This window comes from Jutongia sp. SJQ-6 (assembly GCF_054161275.1).
Genome location: NZ_CP195314.1, coordinates 1744802 through 1766146, shown reverse-complemented (window position 1 = coordinate 1766146; position 21345 = coordinate 1744802). Strand labels below are relative to the sequence as shown.

Sequence of the window (21345 nt, the reverse complement as noted above, 5' to 3'; positions counted from 1 at the left end):
CTCCCAAAAGATGGGAGCATTTTGTCTATTCCTGAAGATATTCTTCTAACGTAATTTTTTCACGCATGATCTTTTTGGCGGCTTTTTTGCCAACATAGCGAAAATGCCAAGATTCGTACATATAGCCGGTAACTTTTTCTTTATGCTTTGGATAACGGAGAATAAAGCCGTAATCGGCACAGTGTTTGCGCAGCCATTGATTTTCCGGGGTTTGTGCCTGCCCATTGTCAAGCTGCAGATGATCGGAAGCGGTGATATCCACGCACAGTCCGGTTTCATGTTCGCTATAATCGGCAGGTGCAACGCTTCGCAAAGCATCTTTTTTAGCGGAACGATAACTCATTCCGGCACGCTCATTTTTGCGGATTTCCTCGGAAAGGAGTATTGTTTGTTTTTGACGGGTACGATAACCGCTTACTACATTGATAGAATAATTAGGATTAGCGGCTTCACAGTCAAACCACATATCACGAAGATGCGGATATATCACTTTGGCAACTTGAATGCCATTTTTTAATGTTTTGAGTTGGATCGAGTAGTCCTTTGGTAATGCATGATCTTTGTTGACTAAAATCAGAGTTTGCTTGTGGTTGAGATTTGTGTGGTATTTATGGCTGCGCGTGGCCTGCGGTTGATCTGTTCCCTGAAAATGATAAGCAGCGCCTTCCGTAGATCCGGCAGATGCGTGATCTTCCTTGATCACCAACAATATTCCTCCCCCTAAAATAGTAACCAGCACTAATAGTGCTGCAAATAATCCGATCAAATGACTTCTTTTATACCTCATCTTATAAATTCCTCCTTGCCTGATCCTGTTTTATATTCTTATTAAAACAAAAGATTGCATCCGATTTTGCAAGAAAAGGTATCTAAGTTGTATCATCACAAATTTGCAACGCAAGGGAGTTATCATTCCATCCCATTAACCATCGACCATCTGTGATGTACCATTAGAAGTCATAAAATCAGAATAAAAGTTACCAAAAGAGAATGTGAGATAATTCTCAATACCCGCATAGTTTTGAGAGGTTATGATGGTAACCGGGATGTTGTATTTGTAAGATTTTATTGTAAAATAATAGTGCGCTTCCTTATAGTCATCTTCACTGGAATACTGTGCGGAAACATCACGATTTATCGAAGCACCATAGTATTTTAGAAGACGCTTAGCGTAGCGGTCAATTTTTTCGGACAAAAGAGATTTTTTGCTTTCGCCCATAGGTGTTGCTTGATACTGCATTGGACTGTCGTTTCCTTGCAAAATGTGGGAGGCGGCTACGTGTCCCGTTAATGGGACTGCATTATACTGTGTCGGATTGGACTTTGTCAAAATCTCTTTTATAGGTATGTTTCCCATTGATACATAGTAGATTTTTTCCTGCTCTACATCAAAACGCAAAGAATAAGATTGCTTGTTAGATTCTTTCAAGAAAGAAAGTTCCCAAACACAGAAACTGTCCGTTTCCAAATAATTACGGATGGATAAATAAGTGGCGGATTGAAACATATTTTCCAGATCTTTCACCGTTAGATCGTCGGGAATCAGGTGAAAGGAGTAAAGTTTATGAAGTTGTTTTTGCAGTTTCTCAAAAAATGACTCATCATATTCTGTCAAAGTTTCTGCCTTTGCCGTTGTCAAAATTTCCGAGACAGCGATCGTTTCGGATGAAAAAATAGCAAGACGCTCTTTGTAAGACAGATTGACTTTGGTGGGTGTAGTCTGAGTGGAACCATGTGAAACCGTAATGGTATTGGTCGTTTTTTGGTCAGTCAGGTGATTCGTGATCTCAGGAACAATTTCTGCAGTAATAAAAAATGCAGCCACCAGTAAAAAGGTTAATACAATTCGCAACTGTTTTTTCATATGCTACTCCTTTCCGGTTTGCGGGATGGTAATAGTGATCGTTGTACCGACATGAAGTTCACTTTCGATATGCCACTGCGCATGATGAAGGCGCAGGATCTCATAACAAAGCGACATACCAAGCCCGGCTCCACCCTCTTTGCGGGAGCGGGATTTATCTACCATATAAAAAGGTTTGGTGATTTTGTCGATTTCATCTGCGGGAATTCCCTTGCCGGTATCCTGTACGCTGATGCAGTAATAGTCATTGTCGGAATAACCAAGCACAGTGATCGTATCGCCAGACGAGGAAGCCTTTCTGGCGTTGTCGATCAGATTGATAAGCAGTGATAAGAGTAGATCTTTGTCGCCATATAGCGTTGCAGGAGCGAGATGCATTGATAACATCACGTCTTTGGCTGCAAGATTTTGTTTCATCATTGGAACGATTGCATCGGTAAGTTCTGACGATGAAACCGGTGCAAAGGTAAGCTCCTGCTGTTGCAAAACAAATAGATCTAACAGTTTGTATGACAAGGATTCCAAGCGTTTTCCCTGTGAAAAGATATAGTCTGCCGCCTGCCACTTTTCTTCCTGCGACAGATCCATCGTGCGTAATAACTCGGCATAGCCGATAATGGAAGTGAGCGGCGTTTTTAATTCGTGTGCAAACGCTGCCGTAAATGCTTCTTGATTTTTGGCGTGCATGGATATCTCATCAATTTTTTCCTGCAGACTATCAGCCATGCGATTAAAATCAGCCGCCAGAGTAGCAATTTCATCCTGTCCATGAACTTGGACACGACTATTCAGATCGCCATCTGCGAAACTGCGCGTGGAAGCCGAAAGGACACGCACGCGATATGTCAAAAAATATGACAAAGCCAGAGAAAGGATCATGCAGGACACCAATATGATAAACATGATATAGTGGTACATGCGAGTCATTTCCTGACGCTGCAAATAAATGTTATTGATATTTGTAACAGTTTCTACGTAATAACCTTTCAGATCGCTTGGTAATATCGTATAGCTTACGATACGTAAATAATACGTATCTTTACTTTTATATATTTTGCGTGCGGACTTGTTTTTCCCTGCTTTAGTAAAGAGAACATCGTTGTTCTGCGGTTTTCCGGAGGAGTAAACAACGTTTCGCCGGTCATCATATATTGTGAAAAAATCGGAATCCCCTCCAAAACTTACCGCAAAGGATGAACAGATCTCTTTCATGGCATTTTTGTGTTTAGTAAAATAATCCGCAGGCATAGAGCCGACAATATTGCCTAGAGACATGCGGACCATTTCGTTTTTGCTGTTGCCGGACTCAATCTCTCGATGATAGGAAGCTCGAAAGGACGCAGAAATCATCCAGGTCCCGCAAATACTAAAAGCAGTTGCGATCAAGATAAAAAAACTGATAAAAATTTTCCAATAAAATTTCATATTGTTTTATGCTCCCTCCATGTTGACATTAAACCGCTATCTGTCATTTTGATGATCGTTTTACACTTCCGCAATGTCAACTTCAAGTCGATACCCTACTTTATATACGGTTTTTATTTTATCTTCCCAGTGTAGTTTTTTGCGCAGCCGCTGTATATGGAGATCTACAGTGCGACCGTCACCCATATATTCATTCTGCCAAATGTTCTCATAAATAGTTTCACGATATAATGCGATATTTTTATTGCGCACTAAGAAGAGAAGCAGCTCAAACTCCTTGAGTGTCAGCATGATCTGCTTCCCTTGTTTGGTTACGGTACGTGATGGAACGTCGATGACAGTATCAAAAATCGTGATCCTCTCCTCACTTTTGTGATAACGTCTCAGAACGGTTTCTACACGTGCTAACAATTCCATCATTTCAAATGGTTTTGTAATGTAGTCATCCGCTCCTGCCCTCAAACCTTTCACTTTGTCATCTAACGTGCCCATCGCCGTAATAAAAATGACCGGCATTTCTGTCGTCTTGATATAGTCAAGCAATTCATAGCCGTCAATGCCCGGCAGCATGATATCCAGCAAAATGAGGTCGTAACTGTTTTCTGCAATCAGGTCTGCAGCAGTTTCGCCATCAAATGCCTGTTCACATATGTAACCGGTTTTGCAGAGACTCATACGAATCAGATTCGAAATAGCCTCTTCATCTTCTACAATCAATATTTTACTCATAGCTTTGTCCAATATCTGTCACGGTTATTATATACGGCCTGTCCCCTATCAGGCGTATTATGACCGGAAGCCCTCTCGTGTTTACACAGTTGTGTGTGAAAATTCTCATAACTTCAACACACGTTTACTATACCGACCTTATGTATCTAAAATGTATCATAAATCTGACAAGTCATATGACCGGTGATTTCTTATTTGTTGTATTAGCATCTAGATAGCAGTATAACCTCTATAGGATTATACTGTCAAAAGGAAAGATGGCAAAGTCCCTTTCATAAATGATGAACACCCTAATCTTTTAAAAATAAAATTAGAAAATGGTGTAACATTTCGATGACTCATCTGTTATATTGGTAGATAGCACGAAAAATCGCCATCTGCAGCAACGTGCGAGATGAGGAAAGGAGGGGGAGCTTGACAAAGTGGATAAACAGCTTTTAGAAAAGTTGTACGATACATATTATCAGGAAATATATTTGTATGTATATGCATTGTGCAAAAATCATGAGTGGGCAGCGGATCTGACGCAGGAAACATTTCTGAAAGCACTGCTTTCGCTGGATCAGAGTCATACCAACATGCGGGCATGGTTATATACGGTGGCGCGCAACCTGTATTATAATGAAGTGTCCAAAAACAGACGAGTCATATATGTGGACGAGTATGAGAACGAAACGGAAGATAGGGCAAATATACCATTAGAAAATATTCTGTCGAAAGAAAGAAATCGCTTGTTGTATCATGCGATTGAGCATTTGCCGGAGCGGCAGCGAGAGATTGTTATGATGCAGTATTTTGGAGGCTTGGGACAAAAAGAAATTGCTAAGGTGCTTCACATGACACCGGAAAATGTAAGGGTGTCGGCACATCGTGCTAAGAAGCAGATGAAAAATTATATGGAGGGACAGGGTTATGAACTATAGGGAATTATTGCAAAAATATAAGGCAGGGGAATTGCCGGAAGAACAGCGCAAACAGGTACGTCAAGACATTGAGAAACAGGATGCGATCAGCGAGTATTTGTTTGATAATGAGGAGATGGAGTTTGAGGAACAGGTAGAACAGGACGGGGGTCAAACTACCGAAAGTACAGATGGAAGTGTGCCGAAAGACGGACAAAACGTCACTATTGTGGGTGCTGCAGTGCCAAAAGACGGACAGAGAACCCATGTCATAGAGGGCACAGTGCCAAAAGACGGACAGGAGGCAGAGTTTACGAAGTTGATCAGGCGGGCAATACGCCGTACATTTATTAAGTATGGTGTTATTACCGGAGTGATCGTTATAGGAATTGTATGTTTCTTGGTGTTTGCACTTCCAAAGATCCAGGATGCCATGTATTATGATCCAAATAAAATTGTCGGCACAGAAGAGGGAAATAAAACCAATCAATTGTCCTTGGACATATCCGTGTATTCAGAGTTGTTTTTGCCGGAGAACTATCGCGATTCTGCGGCCGCAACAGGAAGCGGCTATGGCAATTATGACATCGTGATCAACCAGACGAGTTCCCACAATGGCATTTTTGAGTACGTGGGAGGAAGGATCGCGAAAAATGATATGGTTCTGTATAATCCCAATATTGTACAAAAACCATTCTCAAATGTTTTTTATCCACCAAGCGAGATGACGACAGCCAGTGCGGCGACGCCGGAAGGGATTGCCGGAACGAAGAAAGAAGTATTTGATGAGCTGTCTAAGTTGGAGGATGAAAAAATGTACCATGCCTATGTCAGCTTGGATAAAGTATATTCATTTTCTGAATTCAAAGCATTGGCGGAAAAGAATGATCTTGAGCCGACCTGGTGCGCGATCAGTGTAAAAAATAAAGACCAAACGGAAAGCAAATATACAACGTACAATATAGGGAATATAGGATTTCGTATGTACACCAGTTGCAGCAGTCTTGCTTTTGACCAAAAAAAATATCCGCTGCTGACGGCATTTTCACTTGCTGAGCAGGAATCCGCCAAGAAAAATGTTTTGGAGGAAAAAGATGTTACCAAACACATGACAAGTATGTTACAATATTTGCAAGATAACGATGACATTGTGAAAATGATCGAGAACGATCAGGGCACTGGGAAAACGGATTATGCTTCAGTGATTGATAGTATTCAGAAAGATGGTTTGCATATTTATGGATATTACGTGGAAGATATCGGTAAGGAACTGAAGAAGTTAAAAGATATTGGCAATGTATCATATGTGTACACGACCGAAATGATATAATGAGCCTCAGTGCGCAATTATTAGAATATAAAGAGGTTGACTATGGAAAAAAGAGCACAGGGAATGTCATTACAGCAGAGAAAAGACGATTTGCCGGAGATATTGCGACGTTTTGAACAGGAAAATATGCAGAAAGTGGCAGCAGAGAAGTATCGCTGCCATTTCCATCTTATGGCACCGGTAGGATGGTTAAACGATCCTAATGGACTGTCATATTTTGGGGACAGGTATCATGTGTTTTTTCAATATTCTCCGTTTGCCGTGAATGGCGGAATGAAACTGTGGGGACATTATACAAGCAAGGATTTAGTGCAGTATAAATATGAGGGAGCACCATTTTTGCCGGATGAAACCTATGATAAAGATGGCGTGTTTTCCGGTTCAGCCATTGTATGGAAGGACAAGATGTATTTGTTTTATACCGGAAATGTGGAGGAAGAGGGAGATCATGATTATATCCATTCCGGCCGTGGAGCGAATGTGATCCGCGTGATATCTGAGGATGGGGAACACTTCTCTGCCAAACAATGTATTTTGACGAATGCGGATTATCCGGCAGAATGTACGAATCAGGTTCGCGATCCAAAGTTGTTTCAGATGACTGACGGTACATTTCGAATGGTGTTAGGGGCATGGCTGCAGGATGATAAGGGAGCGGTGTTGCTTTATTCGTCAACAGATTTGGAGCATTTTACCTTTGAGCAGCTCTACACAACAGAAAAAGCTTTCGGATATATGTGGGAGTGCCCGGATATCTTTGCGTTGGATGGGCATCGCATTCTTGCAATGTGCCCACAGGGGGTTCCTTCCGAGGCGGAGCAATATCAGAATATTTATCAGTCCGGGTATTTTATCGAAACAGAAGAGACCCGGACTGTGGACGCGTCATTTATAGAGTGGGACATGGGATTTGATTTTTATGCGCCACAGACATTCGAAACACCAGCTGGAAGAAGAATATTGATTGGCTGGGCGGGCGTCCCAGATGCAGAATATAGCAGCAATCCTACGAATGAAGGGTGGCAGCATAGTCTGACAGTGCCGCGCGAGCTTCGCTATCATAATGGGAAAATTTATCAATTACCTATCCGTGAATTGGGACAGCTAAGGAAAAAAGAAATTTTGCCGGAAAAGGAATCATATGTACTGGATAATGGTTGCGGAGAGCTGATCTTTGACGGAATCGCCGCTTCATCATCGGCTGCTATTTGTGTGCAGATCGGCACCGGATGCTCGTTATCCTATGAGAAAGGGCTTGTTACATTACAGTTTACTGATGATAGTGGTGCCGGGCGTGGTAAACGCGTGGCGAGGTGCGAGGCAGTTCATAAAATCCAGATTTTAATGGATGTTTCTATTTTAGAGATTTATATCAATGATGGTGAGATTGTGATGACCAGCCGTATCTTTTTTCCGGAGAAAGATGCAACGGTACGATTTTTGGGACAGGCTGAAATGATTCAGGCATGGCAGCTGTGATGATCGGATTTCTGCTCGGTTTTCAGCAGACGTGGGAGATTCCGCAGAGGAGATACGTTGAAAATTTGGGAGAGATGTATTACACTGGAAATGTGTGCGATAGTGCATACTTCGCAACATAAAATTATATAGAAATGGAGATTAATATGAGTATTCGAATTGGAATTTTAGGCTATGGTAATCTGGGACGTGGTGTAGAGTGTGCAATCCGTCAGAATGATGACATGGAGCTGGTTGCTGTTTTTACACGAAGAGACCCATCGCAGGTATCTATTTTGACCGATAGCGCAACTGTTTGTAAGGTTGATGAGATAACGGATTGGAAAGACAAAATTGACGTGATGATTTTGTGTGGTGGAAGTGCTACTGATCTGCCGGAGCAGACGCCGAAGTATGCACAGTATTTTAATGTGATTGACAGCTTTGATACACATGCGCGTATTCCAGAGCATTTCGCTGACGTGGACAAGACAGCAGCGGATAGCAAACATGTTGCTGTGATTTCAGTTGGCTGGGATCCGGGAATGTTTTCGCTGAATCGCTTGTATGGAAATGCAATTCTTACAGAGGGTAAAGACTATACGTTTTGGGGCAAGGGTGTCAGCCAGGGACATTCTGATGCGATTCGCCGTATTGATGGCGTTAAAGATGCAAAGCAGTATACGATCCCGGTAGAAAGTGCATTAGAGGCAGTTCGTGCCGGGGAAAATCCTGAGCTTACAACGAGACAGAAACATACCCGAGAGTGTTTTGTAGTATTAGAAGATGGTGCAGATGCTGCGAAAGTTGAGCAGGAGATTAAGACAATGCCGAACTATTTCGCAGATTATGATACAACAGTGCACTTTATTAGCGAGGAAGAATTAAAGAAAAATCATAGTGGTATTCCTCATGGCGGTTTTGTATTGCGCAGTGGTGTGACCGGCTGGAATAAAGAAAATAAGCATCTCATCGAGTATAGCTTAAAATTAGATTCTAATCCGGAATTTACATCTAGTGTACTTATTGCTTATGCTAGAGCTGCTTATCGCATGGCAGAGCAGGGACAGTTTGGCTGCAAGACAGTATTTGATATTCCACCGGCATACTTAAGCAGTATGAGTGGTGAAGAATTACGTGCGAAAATGCTGTAATTGTATAACAGACGCGAGTTGTTGGATTAGATACGCCGTGATAGATTGGGACAAGACGAGTTACCAATTGAATTATGATTCGTTGCGATTCGATGAGTCGTAGATGGAAATGTGAATTGTGGGACTGTACCAGTTGCAATTTTATTTCAAATGTGATATTATCAGACTTGCGCTGTGAAAAAGTGGGCGCAGGTCTGTTTTGCAATGTGTTATTGTTAGGAAACAGAGCAAAATTAATATGCGGATATGGCGGAATTGGCAGACGCGCTAGATTTAGGTTCTAGTGTCAACAGACGTGCAGGTTCAACTCCTGTTATCCGCACGATATAAAAAGAGCTCTTGGGACATACAGTCCCAAGGGCTCTTTTTCGTCGCGCAGACGGAGAGTGGAACCAGAGGTTCCATCTCCGCTACGCTTCGGTCGGTGCTTAACAGACGTCCGCAGGACGTCTAGCACCCTGTTATCCGCATTACTAAAACAAGTCTCATGGAAGAATGATTCCATGAGACTTGTTTTTTATATTCTAGAAGACTGTTTACCTCATTTGATATAAAAATCTACCCTGCGAGCCCGAAACGCTGGGGCGGGGTAGATGTATAACATTTTAGATCCTTGCAGTAAGATATTTTTCGGCACTGATTGCTGCATTGGCGCCATCTGCCGCGGCTGTTATAATCTGTCGATTTTCTTTGCTGCGTACATCGCCTGCTGCAAAAAAATTGTCCAGGGATGTGCGTCCGTTTTCGTCAGCAACAATATATCCCTGTTCGTTTAATGGTACAATGCCTTGCAGTATATCTGTTGCGGGCTGTCTGCCAACGGCAACAAAAACGCCAGATACCGGAATATCAGATGTTTTAGAAAGTGTCTCGTTCGGAATATCAGATGTTTTGTGAAGTGTCTCGTTCGGAATAGTAGAATTATTTGTTTCGACCTGCACAGCGAATACCCCCATTGCCTCTTCGCCAATGATCTTTGTTACTTTTGCAGGGGTGATAATGTGGACATTTTTTTTGCTTTTCAAGTTGGTCAGCAATTCTGTATTTGCACGGAATGAGTTTTGGCGATGAATTAAATAGACTTTGTGACAGAGATCGGATAAATATAATGCGTCGCCGACTGCTGTGTTGCCACCACCAATTACAGCCACATCTTTTCCTTTATAAAAAGTGCCATCACAGGTGGCACAGTACGAAACGCCTTTTCCGATAAGAGCTTCCTCGCCAAAAACATTTAAATGGCGATGGGAGGCACCTGTCGCATAGATCACGGTTTTACTTTGGATGCAAGATCCATCTTTGGAATATATTTTCCAGCATGCATCAGTTCGTTCTAACTTTATTGCTTCGCTTTCCTGAAATCTTACGCCGCATGCTTCTGCGTGTGTACGAAATTGCATTCCCAGTTCGAAACCGCGTATGGACGAAAATCCTAAATAATTATTAATGCAGTCAGCTTCTGCAATCTGTCCAACTCCGTGAGAAATTTTTTCGATAACAAGAATGTCTAAACCGGACCGCGAACCGTATATGGCTGCAGATAGCCCCGCCGGACCACTGCCAATAATTACTATATCTAACATAATTTGCCTCTCTATCACTTTCTTATATATTTTGCACAAAAAAGCCTTTATTTTAGCCATCTGTACAATGGTTAATTAAGTTACAAACAATAATAAACTCCTTACATAATCAATGTTTTGTCGAAATTATGAGCTTCTTTATTTTGCATAAGAATAGCGCAAACAAAACGGAATTTCCAAAACCGGTATTTTTCAAGATTCCCATAATCTCAAGAATAGTATTTCAAATCAAAATTAATTTATTCAAACCTCCCATACCTCATTATCTCACACGACCACATATTGCTTATTATGTCAAAAAACTAATAGCTATTTTGCAGCCAACAAGGTAAATTATCCTGCCATCAAAAAAACTAAAGCAATTACTGCAGAACGCAGAGTTTTCATGTGATTTCCTATTTTGTTAAGTCTCTGATGAATACATGCCTGAAGGATTGTCTGAGATGTCCCGGTTTAGCAAGGTATCATCCATTTTTGGACGGGACGCTTTCGCTACGATGCGCTACGTCACGTTACTTAATGTCTCTGAAATACGAGACATAAGTAACGACGAGCGCAAAGTCCCTTTCAAAAATGATGAATACCTTGCTTCCGGGACTTCGAGTTTCCGAAAGGCATGTAAATCATGCATCAGAGACAACAAAATTTAGAAATCACTGTGAAAAAGAGCAAAACCAGCGTTTTGCTCTACAAGAATTGCTAAAGCAATTCTTGGCGATGTCACGCTACATAACAGCAATTTCCTATCAACTGAAAACTAATTGCGGCAAAGCAATTGCTATAGTTTCTTGATGGCAGGATTCACTATATAGCGGCTGCAAAATATAATTAGACCATCGACATAATAAGCAATATGTGGTTCTTACAGTAACTTCCGGTATGGGAAGTTTTAGTAATTTATACGCTGAGTGATCCATGGTTGATATTTGTTACTATAACAGCAGATTTTGAAAAGAAGAATGACAGGGGCTTGTTACACTAGAACTGTACTTATAATTTTTGTTTAGAAATGGAGGATAACAATGAAAAGAAAAATCATGTCAATGGGAGTAGCATTATCAATTTGCATGTGTGCATTATTTGGGACAGGATGTAGCAATCCGGATGTGAATAATGCGATCAATGGGGCGGCTTCGTATACGTCAACACAGGGAGAAGTATACAATTTTGCGACCAAGTTGGTAAAGGAACAATTGGATGCGCCATCTACAGCAATTTTCCCAACATTTGAGAGTTCGTATGTAATGAAAATGGACGGAGATGGTGAATTTAATGAGTGCTATGAGGTGCAATCTTCTGTAGAATGTGAAAATGCTCTTGGTGGACGTGGAACAATGAATTTCACAGTTCTTGTGGGAATCAAGAAATCCGAAGGGAAAATGTACGGACAGGTGAGAGAATTAAACTAAAGTGGATGTTGATCAGGCTGGGAGTAGTTAAATCTCTACCCTGCCAGCCGAAAACGTAGAGCCAGGGCAGAGAAATCAGGATCTGGCCAGCCGAAATCTCTACCCTGCCAGCCAAAAACCTAGAGCCGGGGTAGAGAAATCAGGATCTGGCCAGTCGAAATCTCTACCCTGCCAGCTAGAAAAATCGCATCAGGATAGAGAAATTAAGCGTTAGTCGGTCATTACATTTTAATACATTTGTGCTACAATATAATCTGAGCAACAATTAGGAAAGAAAAGACAGCATATGAGGAAAGGAACGCAACAATGAAAAGAATCAGATGGAATAAAGCACTATGTATACTCCTGTGTGCCACATTGGTATGTAGTGAGGGGGTTACCGGATAGGCGGCGGTGAGTAAAAACTCACAATGTACAGTGTCAACGAAAGCATTTGTCAAGGCATCAGCGGACACCGAAGAACCATCTGCTGATCCGACAGAGACACCGGCGGCAACAAGAGAGCCATCTTCGGAGCCGGTAGAGACGTCAATACCAACCGTGGAGCCGATAGAGACGCCAATACCAACCGTGGAGCCGGAACCAACAGAGACTCCAATACCAACACTGGAGCCAGAACCAACAGAAACTCCTGCAGTTCCGATAGAACGGCCGGGAAAGGTCAGCAACATTAAGATCTGTTACGGGAAAAACAATAGCCGTCTCGTGATCACTTGGAAAGAAGCGAAAAATGCAGAAAAGTATTTGATATATCGTCAGATGAACAACAAGGCGTTCCGGTATGTAGGTACGACGAAGAATTGCCGTTTTGACGACAAGCGAATTAAAGCAAATAAGAAATACAGATATAAAATTGTTTCTTATCAGTCAGAAGCGATCAATAAAGAAAATAGTAAGCTCAGCAGGTGGTTTTCTACCAAAACGATTGTCAACACAAAACATCAGCGCTACAGCTATAGCGAGATGAGTCGGGATATTCATCAGCTCAAAGCCGCCTATGGTGATCGTGTACATTATCAAGTGATTGGAAAATCGGTCGACGGAAGGAATTTATATGATGTGATCATCGGCAATCCGAATGCCAAGAAAACCTTGCTTGTTGTATCGAATCTTCATGCACGAGAATATATGACGGCACAGCTTTGCATGGCACAGATTGAATATTATCTTAAAAATTATTACCGTTCTATTTCGGGAACAGTACCCGTCAATGTTTTTGAACAAATTGCCGTTCATTATGTACCAATGGCAAATCCAGATGGTGTAACGATATCACAATATGGAATTAGAGCGATACATAAGGCATCCTTGCGTAAAACCCTGCGAAAAATGCCGGGGGCAAACCGTCATCGGTTATGGAAAGCAAATGCCAGAGGCGTTGATTTGAATCGTAACTATCCGGTATCCTATCGTGCAAGATATCAGAAACGTGGAAGCGAGGGATACACCGGCACTCATGCAGCAAGTGAACCAGAGACAAAGGCAATCCTATCTTTGCTTCGTAAAATCAGGAAGACATCGAAGTTAAAGGGTGTGGTAAATTATAATGCAATGGGTTCGATCGCATTTGGCGGCTGTTCAAAACGGGGGAACGTCAGAAAGGTGACCGCTGCGATGTATCGTCGCGCTGTCGCATTGACGCGATACGGTTCTTCAGCAGGATATAATGCCGGCAAGCCGAGTATAGGAAACTTTCGGGAATATGTGGTGTATAAGAAGAAAATACCTTCGATTACATTAGAAATTGGAGTGCGTGGCTGTCCGTTACCAAGCAGTCAGTTCCCTTCTGTTTGGCGAAGAAATTATCGTTTGGTATTAGAGGAAGCCAAACTACTTCGTTCAAAATAACCAAAACGCTTGCGTTTTCGAGGATAAGAAGAATAAACAGAAGAAACGCCTGTTCCGGCAATGCTAGTTCAGGCGTTCTTTGTTTATGGAATGGGAAATTGCTGTTATGTAGTGTGACATCATCGCAAAGCGCTGGCTTTGCTTTTTTGGTTGATAGAAAATTGCTGTTATGTAGTGTGCTTTGCTTTTGTTTATTTATTCTTCTTGCGGAATTCTGCCGGACTTTCTTTTACATACTTCTTAAATTTTGTATGGAAATAATCCACGTTGCGATATCCGACTTTCTCAGCAATCTCATACACTTTAAGTTCGGTGTTGATCAAGAGATCTTTGGAATGATTTATGCGTACTTTGTCGATAAATACATTAAACCCTTCGCCGACCTTTTTGTTGAAAATCTTGCCGAGATAAGAACTATTGTACCCAAACAATGGAGCGATATTTTCCAGTTTAATATTGTCCATATAATTATGCTCGATGTAATGAATAATATCATCCATTACACTATCACTTGACGGATTGCCAATAGCACGCATGATCAATTCAAATTGTTCCGTAAAATACAAAATAATCTCATACAAATAATACCGACTTCCGACAAAGGCGATAATGTCGCCATTGCCAGGAAATGGAATATCTGCATTGTGATAGAGATGCGACAGCTTTTCCTTGATCGTCAGATACAGATCGGTCAAAAATAATTTAATCTCTTGAATATCTTCAGCAGAGTTGTATAAATTATTTTCGAGATCGTGCAGCGTTTCAGCAACCTGATTACGCTTTGCGGCCTGAATATATCCGATCAATTGCTTACAGTAATTTTGCAAAACATCTTGGTTGATCTCAAAAGGTTTACGAGATTCCAACTGTGGCAATTGTTTGTAGCCGATCGTGTGCTGCTTATGTTCGCAGAAAAAGCGGCGCTGTAGTAATCGAAGTGCTTCTTCATAGGAAGTGTGAATGTCCTTTGGAGAAGTGACAGTGCGTCCATAGGTGATAAAAAGGGAGTCGAGTGGCGAGTTAGTCTGTGGCTTCTGCTCGCGTTCATAACGCTCCAAAAAATCTTGGAACTTTTGTAATATGAAAGTTCCCTTTAATAACAGGACTTCATTGCCATCAATCGTGATCGCTTCATAGGAATTGTTATCTTCATTCGTAACCATAAGCAGATCTGAAAAACGATAGGTGATCCGCTCTGCATTGTGGCTGTATTTTTCATATATGATCACCTGATAGCAATCTGCTTTTGGATAGTAATCAAAGTCATCAGGTGCAGTCGGGATATCCTGACCGATCAAAATATCATGCAGGATCATATCGTGTGCCTTGCGTTTGTATTCCAAGAATATTTCTTGCTGATGTTTACTTGTATCAAGCTGCAGTGCAATATTTTTGACGGTTTCCAATAAAGCATCTTCATCAATCGGTTTTGTTAAATAATAATCTACGCCATAGTGAATAGCTGCCTGCGTATATTCAAAATCCGTAAATCCGCTTAAAATGATGAATTTACCGGTAAAACCCTGTTCTTTCGCACGCCGCACGATTTCAGTGCCAAGAATCTGTGGCATTCGAATGTCTAACAAGACCAAATCCGGATTATTTTTTATAATAAAATCCAAAGCATCGGCGCCATTTGCGGCTTCGCCAATAATTTGAAATCCTAGTTCTTCCCAATCCAATATACAACGTAAACCTTGACGGATAATTAATTCGTCATCTGCAATAAAAGTGGTATACATACTTTACAAATCCCCATTTCCGTATACTATAGGCAGCTATTTCTAACTGCTGTTCTATCTATATAAGTGTTTTCATAATATAAAATGAAAACAGAATCTCTTATATTATACTGAATTTTGTGTTGATTGGCAAATTCAGATGGAGGAGAAGAGTGATCATTCAATATATTTCCAATTTGACGATACCGCTATTACTTTTTTATGTATTGGGATATGGATTGTTTTGCAAGGTGGATATTTTCGATGCCTTTGTCGATGGTGTCAAAGATGGTTTCCGTGTTGTGACCGGGGTACTGCCTACGTTGATCGGGTTGATGATCGCTATTGGAATACTGCGCGCATCGGGAATCTTAGAGGGGATTGCATCGGTTGCAGCACCATGGACGGAAAAAGTGTTTTTACCGGCAGCATTATTGCCGCTTTCGCTGATCAAAATGATCTCGTCCTCCGCAGCAACCGGACTTTTGCTAGACATTTATAAAGAGTTTGGAACGGACTCGACCGAAGGTTTTATGGCATCGTTATTTATGTGCTGTTCGGAAACGATTTTTTATACAATATCGGTATATTTTATGGCAACCGGGGATAAAGACCATAAACCGGTCACCGGAATGCGGTGGACATTGGCAGGAGCACTGCTTTGCACGGTTGCCGGGATGGCAGCAAGTATCGTACTTACTCGCATTTTGCTGTAGCAATTCTTGCAGAGCAAAATGCTGGTTTTGCTCTTTTGGATAACAGAAAATTGCTGTTGTGTAGCGTGACATCACCAAGAATTGTTCTTTTTGTCCTAATGCCGATTTTATGTTATACTTATGCGCAAATAGAAAGAAGGGACGTAGAACATGGAATGTGATACTTGCGCTAACTTTATGTACGACGAGGAGTTGGAAGAATATATATGCGATGTTAATATGGATGAAGATGATCTGGTACGTTTTTTGTCGGACAAGCGTGCGAAATGCCCCTATTACCGCAATGGAGATGAATATCAAGTTGTCCGCAAGCAAATGTAAGAAAGGTCGGTGTGAACTATGGAAACAGCATTATTAGATACCATTCCGGTGAATTCGAATGCAACACCGGAGGCACGTGAATTATTACAATATCTTGCTCGCTGCAGTGGGACAAGCATTTTGACCGGGCAGCATACACAAACCAATCCGATGGAGGAATATCAGTATATCCATGAGGTTACAGGGCATTATCCTAAAGTCGTTGGGTTTGAGATGCTGTCGTATTCGGGCAATATTAATTGGGAAGATGCTTCGGAAGCATGCCTGACGGAGGTTCGGGAGAATCAGCATACGATGGAGACGGCACTTGCGCTTGCCACACAAAAAGACGTGATCCTCACGATCTGCTTTCATTGGTTTTCACCGATGGGAGGCAGAGACAAAGCGTTTTATACAGAGCATACGGACTTTGATCCGACGAAGATTTTGCAGGAAGGCTCTGCCGAGGAGGCAGCGTTTTATCGTGACCTAAAGAGCATTGGTGAAGAACTGCGGAAGTTTGCGGAGGCAGGAATCCCGATCTTGTGGCGTCCGTTTCATGAAGTAGAAGGCACTTGGTTCTGGTGGGGATCCAAAGGCGGCGAAGTAGCAGCAAAGTTATATCGCAAAATGTATCATTATTTTGTGGATGAACTCGCTTTGAACAATCTTTTGTGGGTGTGGAGTGCACCGACGAAAGAGGCGTATCCGGGAGATGAGTATGTAGATGTGATAGGATGGGATATTTATCTGCCGGAGAAAAAAGCAACGGATTACGCCTCTTATTATGAAGAACTTCGCGCGAACACGACAACACATAAAGTGGCCGCGCTGACAGAAGTGGGATACGATCCGGATGTTGCTTTGCTGGCAAGATCACATGTACCGTGGGCGTATTATATGACTTGGTCCAAAGAATTTTGCTTAGGCGAGCAGTATAATACGAAGGAAGAGCTGCGAGCACTTTACGGCAGCGAGTATGCCATTAAGAACTGATGGCAATTTCATAAAAACACATTGAGAATATTTCGCAAGTATGCTAGACTAATCAGCGTATATTGTACATTTGAAAGGAAGGTATGGTAATTACGATGAGAGAACGCATTGAGCAACTGAAGAAAGAAAAAGATATTGTGATTTTGGCACATTATTATGTAGATGGAGAGGTTCAGGAGATTGCAGACTTAGTCGGTGATTCCTACTTTCTAGCTAAGAAAGCCACAGAAGTGAGCCAGCAAAACATTTTATTTTGCGGTGTCTCTTTTATGGGAGAGAGTGCTAAGATCTTAAATCCGGGTAAGCGTGTCATTATGGCGGATGAGTTTGCAGATTGTCCAATGGCGCATATGGTGGACATTGCCAAAATCCAGCAGGTGCGTGAACAGTATCCGGATGTGGCAGTTGTCTGTTATGTCAATTCGACGGCAGAGATCAAGGCATATTCGGACGTATGTGTAACATCCTCTAATGCACTTCGCGTAGTGCAGTCTCTTCCTAATAAACATATATTCTTTATCCCGGATAACAATTTGGGCCGTTACATTTCGACATTAGTGCCGGAAAAAGAATTTATTTTTAACGATGGTTTTTGCCATGTGCATACGAGTATCCATCGTGAAAATGTGGAAGAAGCCAAAAAACTGCATCCAAATGCACCGGTTCTGACACATCCGGAGTGTACGGCAGATGTGCTGGAAATCTCAGACTTTATCGGTAGTACCTCTGAGATATTAGACTATGCGACGAAATCAGATGCCAAAGAATTTATTATTTGTACGGAGATGGGAATTTTCTTTGAGTTAGAGCAGAAAAACCCGGATAAACGTTTTTATTCTGTCGGACATCGCCAGTTTTGTCCAAATATGAAGAAAATCACATTAGAGAAAGTGGTTCGTGCAATGGAAGAGATGGAACCGGAAGTGACTATGGATGAGGAACTTCGTGTAAAAGCGAATGCACCACTTGTCAAAATGTTGGAACTTGCTAAATAGTATAACGCAGCAGGAATAAGCGTTAAGTGAGGAATTAAGTTGAAAGAGACAGTTGTAGTAGGAATGTCAGGCGGGGTCGATTCGTCGGTAGCCGCCTATTTATTAAAAGAACAGGGTTACAACGTGATTGGTGTGACAATGCAGATATGGCAGGATGAGGATGTCTGTACATTAGAACATGAGGGCGGATGCTGCGGATTGAGTGCGGTTGATGATGCCAGACGCGTTGCAGATGTGCTGGAGATTCCTTATTATGTCATGAACTTTAAGCAGGAATTTCAAACCAACGTGATCGATTATTTTGTGCGTGAATATCAGGCAGGACGTACACCGAACCCCTGTATTGCATGTAACCGCTATGTGAAGTGGGAGTCGTTATTGCAGCGAAGTATAGAGATCGGAGCAGATTATATCGCGACAGGACATTACGCACGTATCAAGCAGTTACCGAATGGACGCTATGCGATCGCTAATTCGGTGACAGCGCGCAAAGATCAGACCTATGCGTTATACAACCTGACGCAGGAACAGCTTCGCAGAACACTGATGCCGGTCGGTGAATATGAAAAAGAACGGGTGCGTCAGATCGCAGAGGAAGTGGGGCTGCCAGTAGCTCACAAGCCGGATAGCATGGAAATATGTTTTGTACCGGATGGTGATTATGCTTCCTATATCGAGCAGGCAACAGGGAAACCGTCGGTTCCTGGTAACTTTGTGGATGTAGGTGGACATATTTTGGGACAGCATAAAGGAATTATTCATTATACAGTAGGACAACGCAAGGGGTTGGGACTCGCACTCGGATATCCTGCCTTTGTAGTGCAGATTCGTCCAGAGACAAATGAAGTTGTGATCGGCAGCTTGGAACATAATTTGTCGCATCACGTATACGCACGTGAAATGAATTTTATGGGCGAGGAAATGTTTGACGAAAATGCAGTGTATCAGGGAAAGATTCGCTATAACCATGCCGGAGCAGCATGCCATATTGTGCGTAGGGCTGATGATCTTTACGAATGTATTTTTGAGGAGCCGCAGCGTGGAGTGACGCCGGGACAGGCACTTGTCCTTTATCGGGATGGTATTGTAGCCGGTGGCGGTACGATCTGCAGACCGGTAGCAGAGTGAGTATTGCAGTACGCAGTGATGTGATCTGCAGAAAAAAAGCAGAATAGAACTTTGTGATAGGATGGAACAGTGTGGCGGGGCTGCAGTGTTCCATGTTTGCTTTATAATTATATATTCAAACTTTGCACATCAAAAGCTGCTGTCGGGTCACATATTGCTTATTATGTCAGCAATAACTATGATATTTTGCAGCCGACAAACTAACTTATTCTGCCGTCAGAGAACTAAGATAATTGCCGCAGAACGCTGAGTTTTTACGTGATTTCTTATTTTGTTAAGTCTCTGATGAATACATGCCTGAAGGAGTGTCTGAGATGTCCCGGTTTAGCAAGGTATCATCCATTTTTGACGGGACGCTTTCGCTACGATGCGCTACGTCACGTTACTTAATGTCTCTGAAGTACGAGACATAAGTAACGACGAGCGCAAAGTCCCTTTCAAAAATGATGAATACCTTGCTTCCGGGACGGTTAAGTTTACGTAAGGCATGTAAATCAATCATCAGAGACAACAAAATCTAGAAATCACTAAAAACGAAAATGCGGCAAGGCAATTACTATAGTTCTCTGACGGCAGAAATCACTATGTAGTGGCTGCAAAATACTTAGTATTCTTTGACATAATAAGCAATATGCGACAGCATGACAATTTTTGATGTGCAAAGTTTGGGTTATTTATATAGAAGAAAGGATTCATATGAACACAATAGAATTGATCGATCGTTTGGAACAGGACAAATCCTTACAAAAAGAAGAGTGGATCACTCTGGTTGAGAGTGCAAGTGAAGAAAACCGTGAATATGCGGCGCATAAGGCGCGGGCACTCGCAGACCGATATTATGGGAAAGAAATATATGTGCGTGGTTTGATCGAATTCACGAACTATTGCAAAAATGACTGCTATTATTGTGGTATTCGATGCAGCAACAAAAAGGCGAATCGCTATCGTTTATCTGAGGAAGATATTTTAGCGTGCTGCGAAGAAGGAGATCGTCTGGGCTTTCGGACGTTTGTGCTGCAAGGCGGAGAGGATCCATATTACACAGATGACAAGATTGTGGATATTGTCCGGGAAATTAAACGGCGCTACCCGGAGCATGCAGTAACGCTGTCGATCGGAGAGCGGGAACGGGAAAGCTATGAGCGTTTTTTTGCGGCGGGAGCAGACCGTTATCTATTGCGTCATGAAACTGCCAATGATACGCATTATCGTAAATTGCATCCGGAGAGCATGTCGTTATCGCATCGAAAACAGTGTCTTCGTGATCTAAAGGAAATTGGCTACCAGACGGGGTGCGGATTTATGGTAGGCAGTCCCGGACAGACAGCGGCAGATCTGGCAGAAGATTTCTTGTTTATCCATGAACTACATCCGGAGATGATAGGGATCGGCCCGTTTATACCGCATCAAGACACGCCTTTTGCGAATGAAACACAGGGAACTTTGGAACAGACATTATATTTGTTGAGTTTGCTGCGTATTATGCAGCCGGATGTATTGCTTCCAGCGACAACAGCGTTGGCGACCATTCATCCACGGGGACGTGAACTTGGTATTTTGGCAGGAGCTAATGTTCTTATGCCAAATTTGTCTCCGGTGGCAGTGCGTGCAAAATATTCTTTGTATGACGGAAAGGTATGTACCGGGGACGAGGCAGCTGAATGCCGTAATTGTTTGGAGCGGCGTGTAGAAAGCGTTGGGTATCATACAGTCGTTGCGCGGGGCGATAATATCTCCATACTGCGGTAGCAGTATGGAGATATGGCAAATTTGTGCCATAGGCACAA

The 21345-nt window shown here is 42.2% G+C and carries 18 protein-coding genes and 1 tRNA gene; 13 read left to right on the top strand and 6 right to left on the bottom strand.

Annotated features, from left to right (window positions below):
* Nucleotides 1-25: 25 nt before the first annotated feature.
* The 4 genes from ACSAJE_RS08025 to ACSAJE_RS08010 form a co-directional block, all read right to left on the bottom strand.
* On the bottom strand, nucleotides 26-787 hold the full coding sequence (locus ACSAJE_RS08025) for a M15 family metallopeptidase (RefSeq protein WP_458008778.1): 762 nt from the start codon (nucleotides 785-787) through the stop codon (nucleotides 26-28).
* A 135-nt stretch (nucleotides 788-922) separates the two neighbouring features.
* Entirely contained in the window at nucleotides 923-1864 is a 942-nt protein-coding gene (locus tag ACSAJE_RS08020) for a hypothetical protein (protein ID WP_458008777.1), read from the bottom strand.
* Between the two features lie 3 nt (nucleotides 1865-1867).
* Nucleotides 1868-3289 (bottom strand): sensor histidine kinase, encoded by a 1422-nt coding sequence (locus ACSAJE_RS08015; protein ID WP_458008776.1) that lies wholly within the window; start codon nucleotides 3287-3289, stop codon nucleotides 1868-1870.
* Nucleotides 3290-3349: 60 nt separating this feature from the next.
* The gene (locus ACSAJE_RS08010; RefSeq protein WP_458008775.1) at nucleotides 3350-4018 is read right to left on the bottom strand and encodes a response regulator transcription factor; all 669 of its coding nucleotides are present in this window, start codon (nucleotides 4016-4018) and stop codon (nucleotides 3350-3352) included.
* A gap of 422 nt (nucleotides 4019-4440) precedes the next feature.
* Here ACSAJE_RS08010 and ACSAJE_RS08005 point away from each other — a divergent pair, with 422 nt between their 5' ends.
* From ACSAJE_RS08005 to ACSAJE_RS07985, 5 genes are all read left to right on the top strand, one after another.
* Nucleotides 4441-4941 (top strand): RNA polymerase sigma factor, encoded by a 501-nt coding sequence (locus tag ACSAJE_RS08005; protein ID WP_458008774.1) that lies wholly within the window; start codon nucleotides 4441-4443, stop codon nucleotides 4939-4941.
* Nucleotides 4931-6250: an anti-sigma factor C-terminal domain-containing protein gene (locus tag ACSAJE_RS08000; protein ID WP_458008773.1), complete on the top strand. Its 1320-nt coding sequence runs from the start codon at nucleotides 4931-4933 to the stop codon at nucleotides 6248-6250. Before ACSAJE_RS08005 ends, ACSAJE_RS08000 begins: the two co-directional genes overlap by 11 nt.
* Nucleotides 6251-6292: 42 nt before the next feature.
* Complete coding sequence (locus ACSAJE_RS07995) at nucleotides 6293-7729, top strand: glycoside hydrolase family 32 protein (RefSeq protein ID WP_458008772.1); 1437 nt, start codon at nucleotides 6293-6295, stop codon at nucleotides 7727-7729.
* Between the two features lie 146 nt (nucleotides 7730-7875).
* Nucleotides 7876-8862 (top strand): diaminopimelate dehydrogenase, encoded by a 987-nt coding sequence (locus ACSAJE_RS07990; protein WP_458008771.1) that lies wholly within the window; start codon nucleotides 7876-7878, stop codon nucleotides 8860-8862.
* 240 nt (nucleotides 8863-9102) lie between these two features.
* A tRNA-Leu gene (locus tag ACSAJE_RS07985) sits at nucleotides 9103-9184 on the top strand.
* Between the two features lie 283 nt (nucleotides 9185-9467).
* Here the strand turns inward: ACSAJE_RS07985 and ACSAJE_RS07980 are convergent.
* Complete coding sequence (locus tag ACSAJE_RS07980; RefSeq protein ID WP_458008770.1) at nucleotides 9468-10445, bottom strand: NAD(P)/FAD-dependent oxidoreductase; 978 nt, start codon at nucleotides 10443-10445, stop codon at nucleotides 9468-9470.
* Nucleotides 10446-11467: 1022 nt separating this feature from the next.
* Between ACSAJE_RS07980 and ACSAJE_RS07975 the strand changes: the two genes are divergently transcribed.
* Together ACSAJE_RS07975 and ACSAJE_RS07970 are read left to right on the top strand one after the other, a co-directional pair.
* Nucleotides 11468-11854, top strand: coding sequence for a hypothetical protein (locus ACSAJE_RS07975; RefSeq protein WP_458008769.1), 387 nt, complete (start codon nucleotides 11468-11470; stop codon nucleotides 11852-11854).
* Between the two features lie 393 nt (nucleotides 11855-12247).
* The gene (locus ACSAJE_RS07970; RefSeq protein WP_458008768.1) at nucleotides 12248-13702 is read left to right on the top strand and encodes a M14 family zinc carboxypeptidase; all 1455 of its coding nucleotides are present in this window, start codon (nucleotides 12248-12250) and stop codon (nucleotides 13700-13702) included.
* A 191-nt stretch (nucleotides 13703-13893) separates the two neighbouring features.
* Here the strand turns inward: ACSAJE_RS07970 and ACSAJE_RS07965 are convergent, their stop codons facing one another.
* Complete coding sequence (locus tag ACSAJE_RS07965) at nucleotides 13894-15444, bottom strand: response regulator (RefSeq protein WP_458008767.1); 1551 nt, start codon at nucleotides 15442-15444, stop codon at nucleotides 13894-13896.
* Nucleotides 15445-15596: 152 nt separating this feature from the next.
* On the opposite strand from ACSAJE_RS07965, the gene ACSAJE_RS07960 reads away from it, so the two are divergent.
* The 6 genes from ACSAJE_RS07960 to hydE all read left to right on the top strand — a co-directional run bounded on the left by ACSAJE_RS07960 (nucleotide 15597) and on the right by hydE (nucleotide 21307).
* Nucleotides 15597-16139 (top strand): nucleoside recognition domain-containing protein, encoded by a 543-nt coding sequence (locus ACSAJE_RS07960; protein WP_458008766.1) that lies wholly within the window; start codon nucleotides 15597-15599, stop codon nucleotides 16137-16139.
* A gap of 150 nt (nucleotides 16140-16289) precedes the next feature.
* Complete coding sequence (locus tag ACSAJE_RS07955) at nucleotides 16290-16460, top strand: DUF6472 family protein (RefSeq protein ID WP_022025938.1); 171 nt, start codon at nucleotides 16290-16292, stop codon at nucleotides 16458-16460.
* Nucleotides 16461-16478: 18 nt separating this feature from the next.
* Entirely contained in the window at nucleotides 16479-17435 is a 957-nt protein-coding gene (locus ACSAJE_RS07950) for a glycosyl hydrolase (protein WP_458008765.1), read from the top strand.
* A gap of 83 nt (nucleotides 17436-17518) precedes the next feature.
* Entirely contained in the window at nucleotides 17519-18430 is a 912-nt protein-coding gene (gene nadA / locus ACSAJE_RS07945) for a quinolinate synthase NadA (RefSeq protein ID WP_118507744.1), read from the top strand.
* Between the two features lie 63 nt (nucleotides 18431-18493).
* A complete protein-coding gene (gene mnmA, locus ACSAJE_RS07940; RefSeq protein WP_458010058.1) occupies nucleotides 18494-19558 on the top strand; it encodes a tRNA 2-thiouridine(34) synthase MnmA in 1065 nt (354 codons plus the stop codon).
* 696 nt (nucleotides 19559-20254) lie between these two features.
* Nucleotides 20255-21307: a [FeFe] hydrogenase H-cluster radical SAM maturase HydE gene (gene hydE / locus ACSAJE_RS07935; protein WP_458008764.1), complete on the top strand. Its 1053-nt coding sequence runs from the start codon at nucleotides 20255-20257 to the stop codon at nucleotides 21305-21307.
* Nucleotides 21308-21345: the final 38 nt, after the last annotated feature.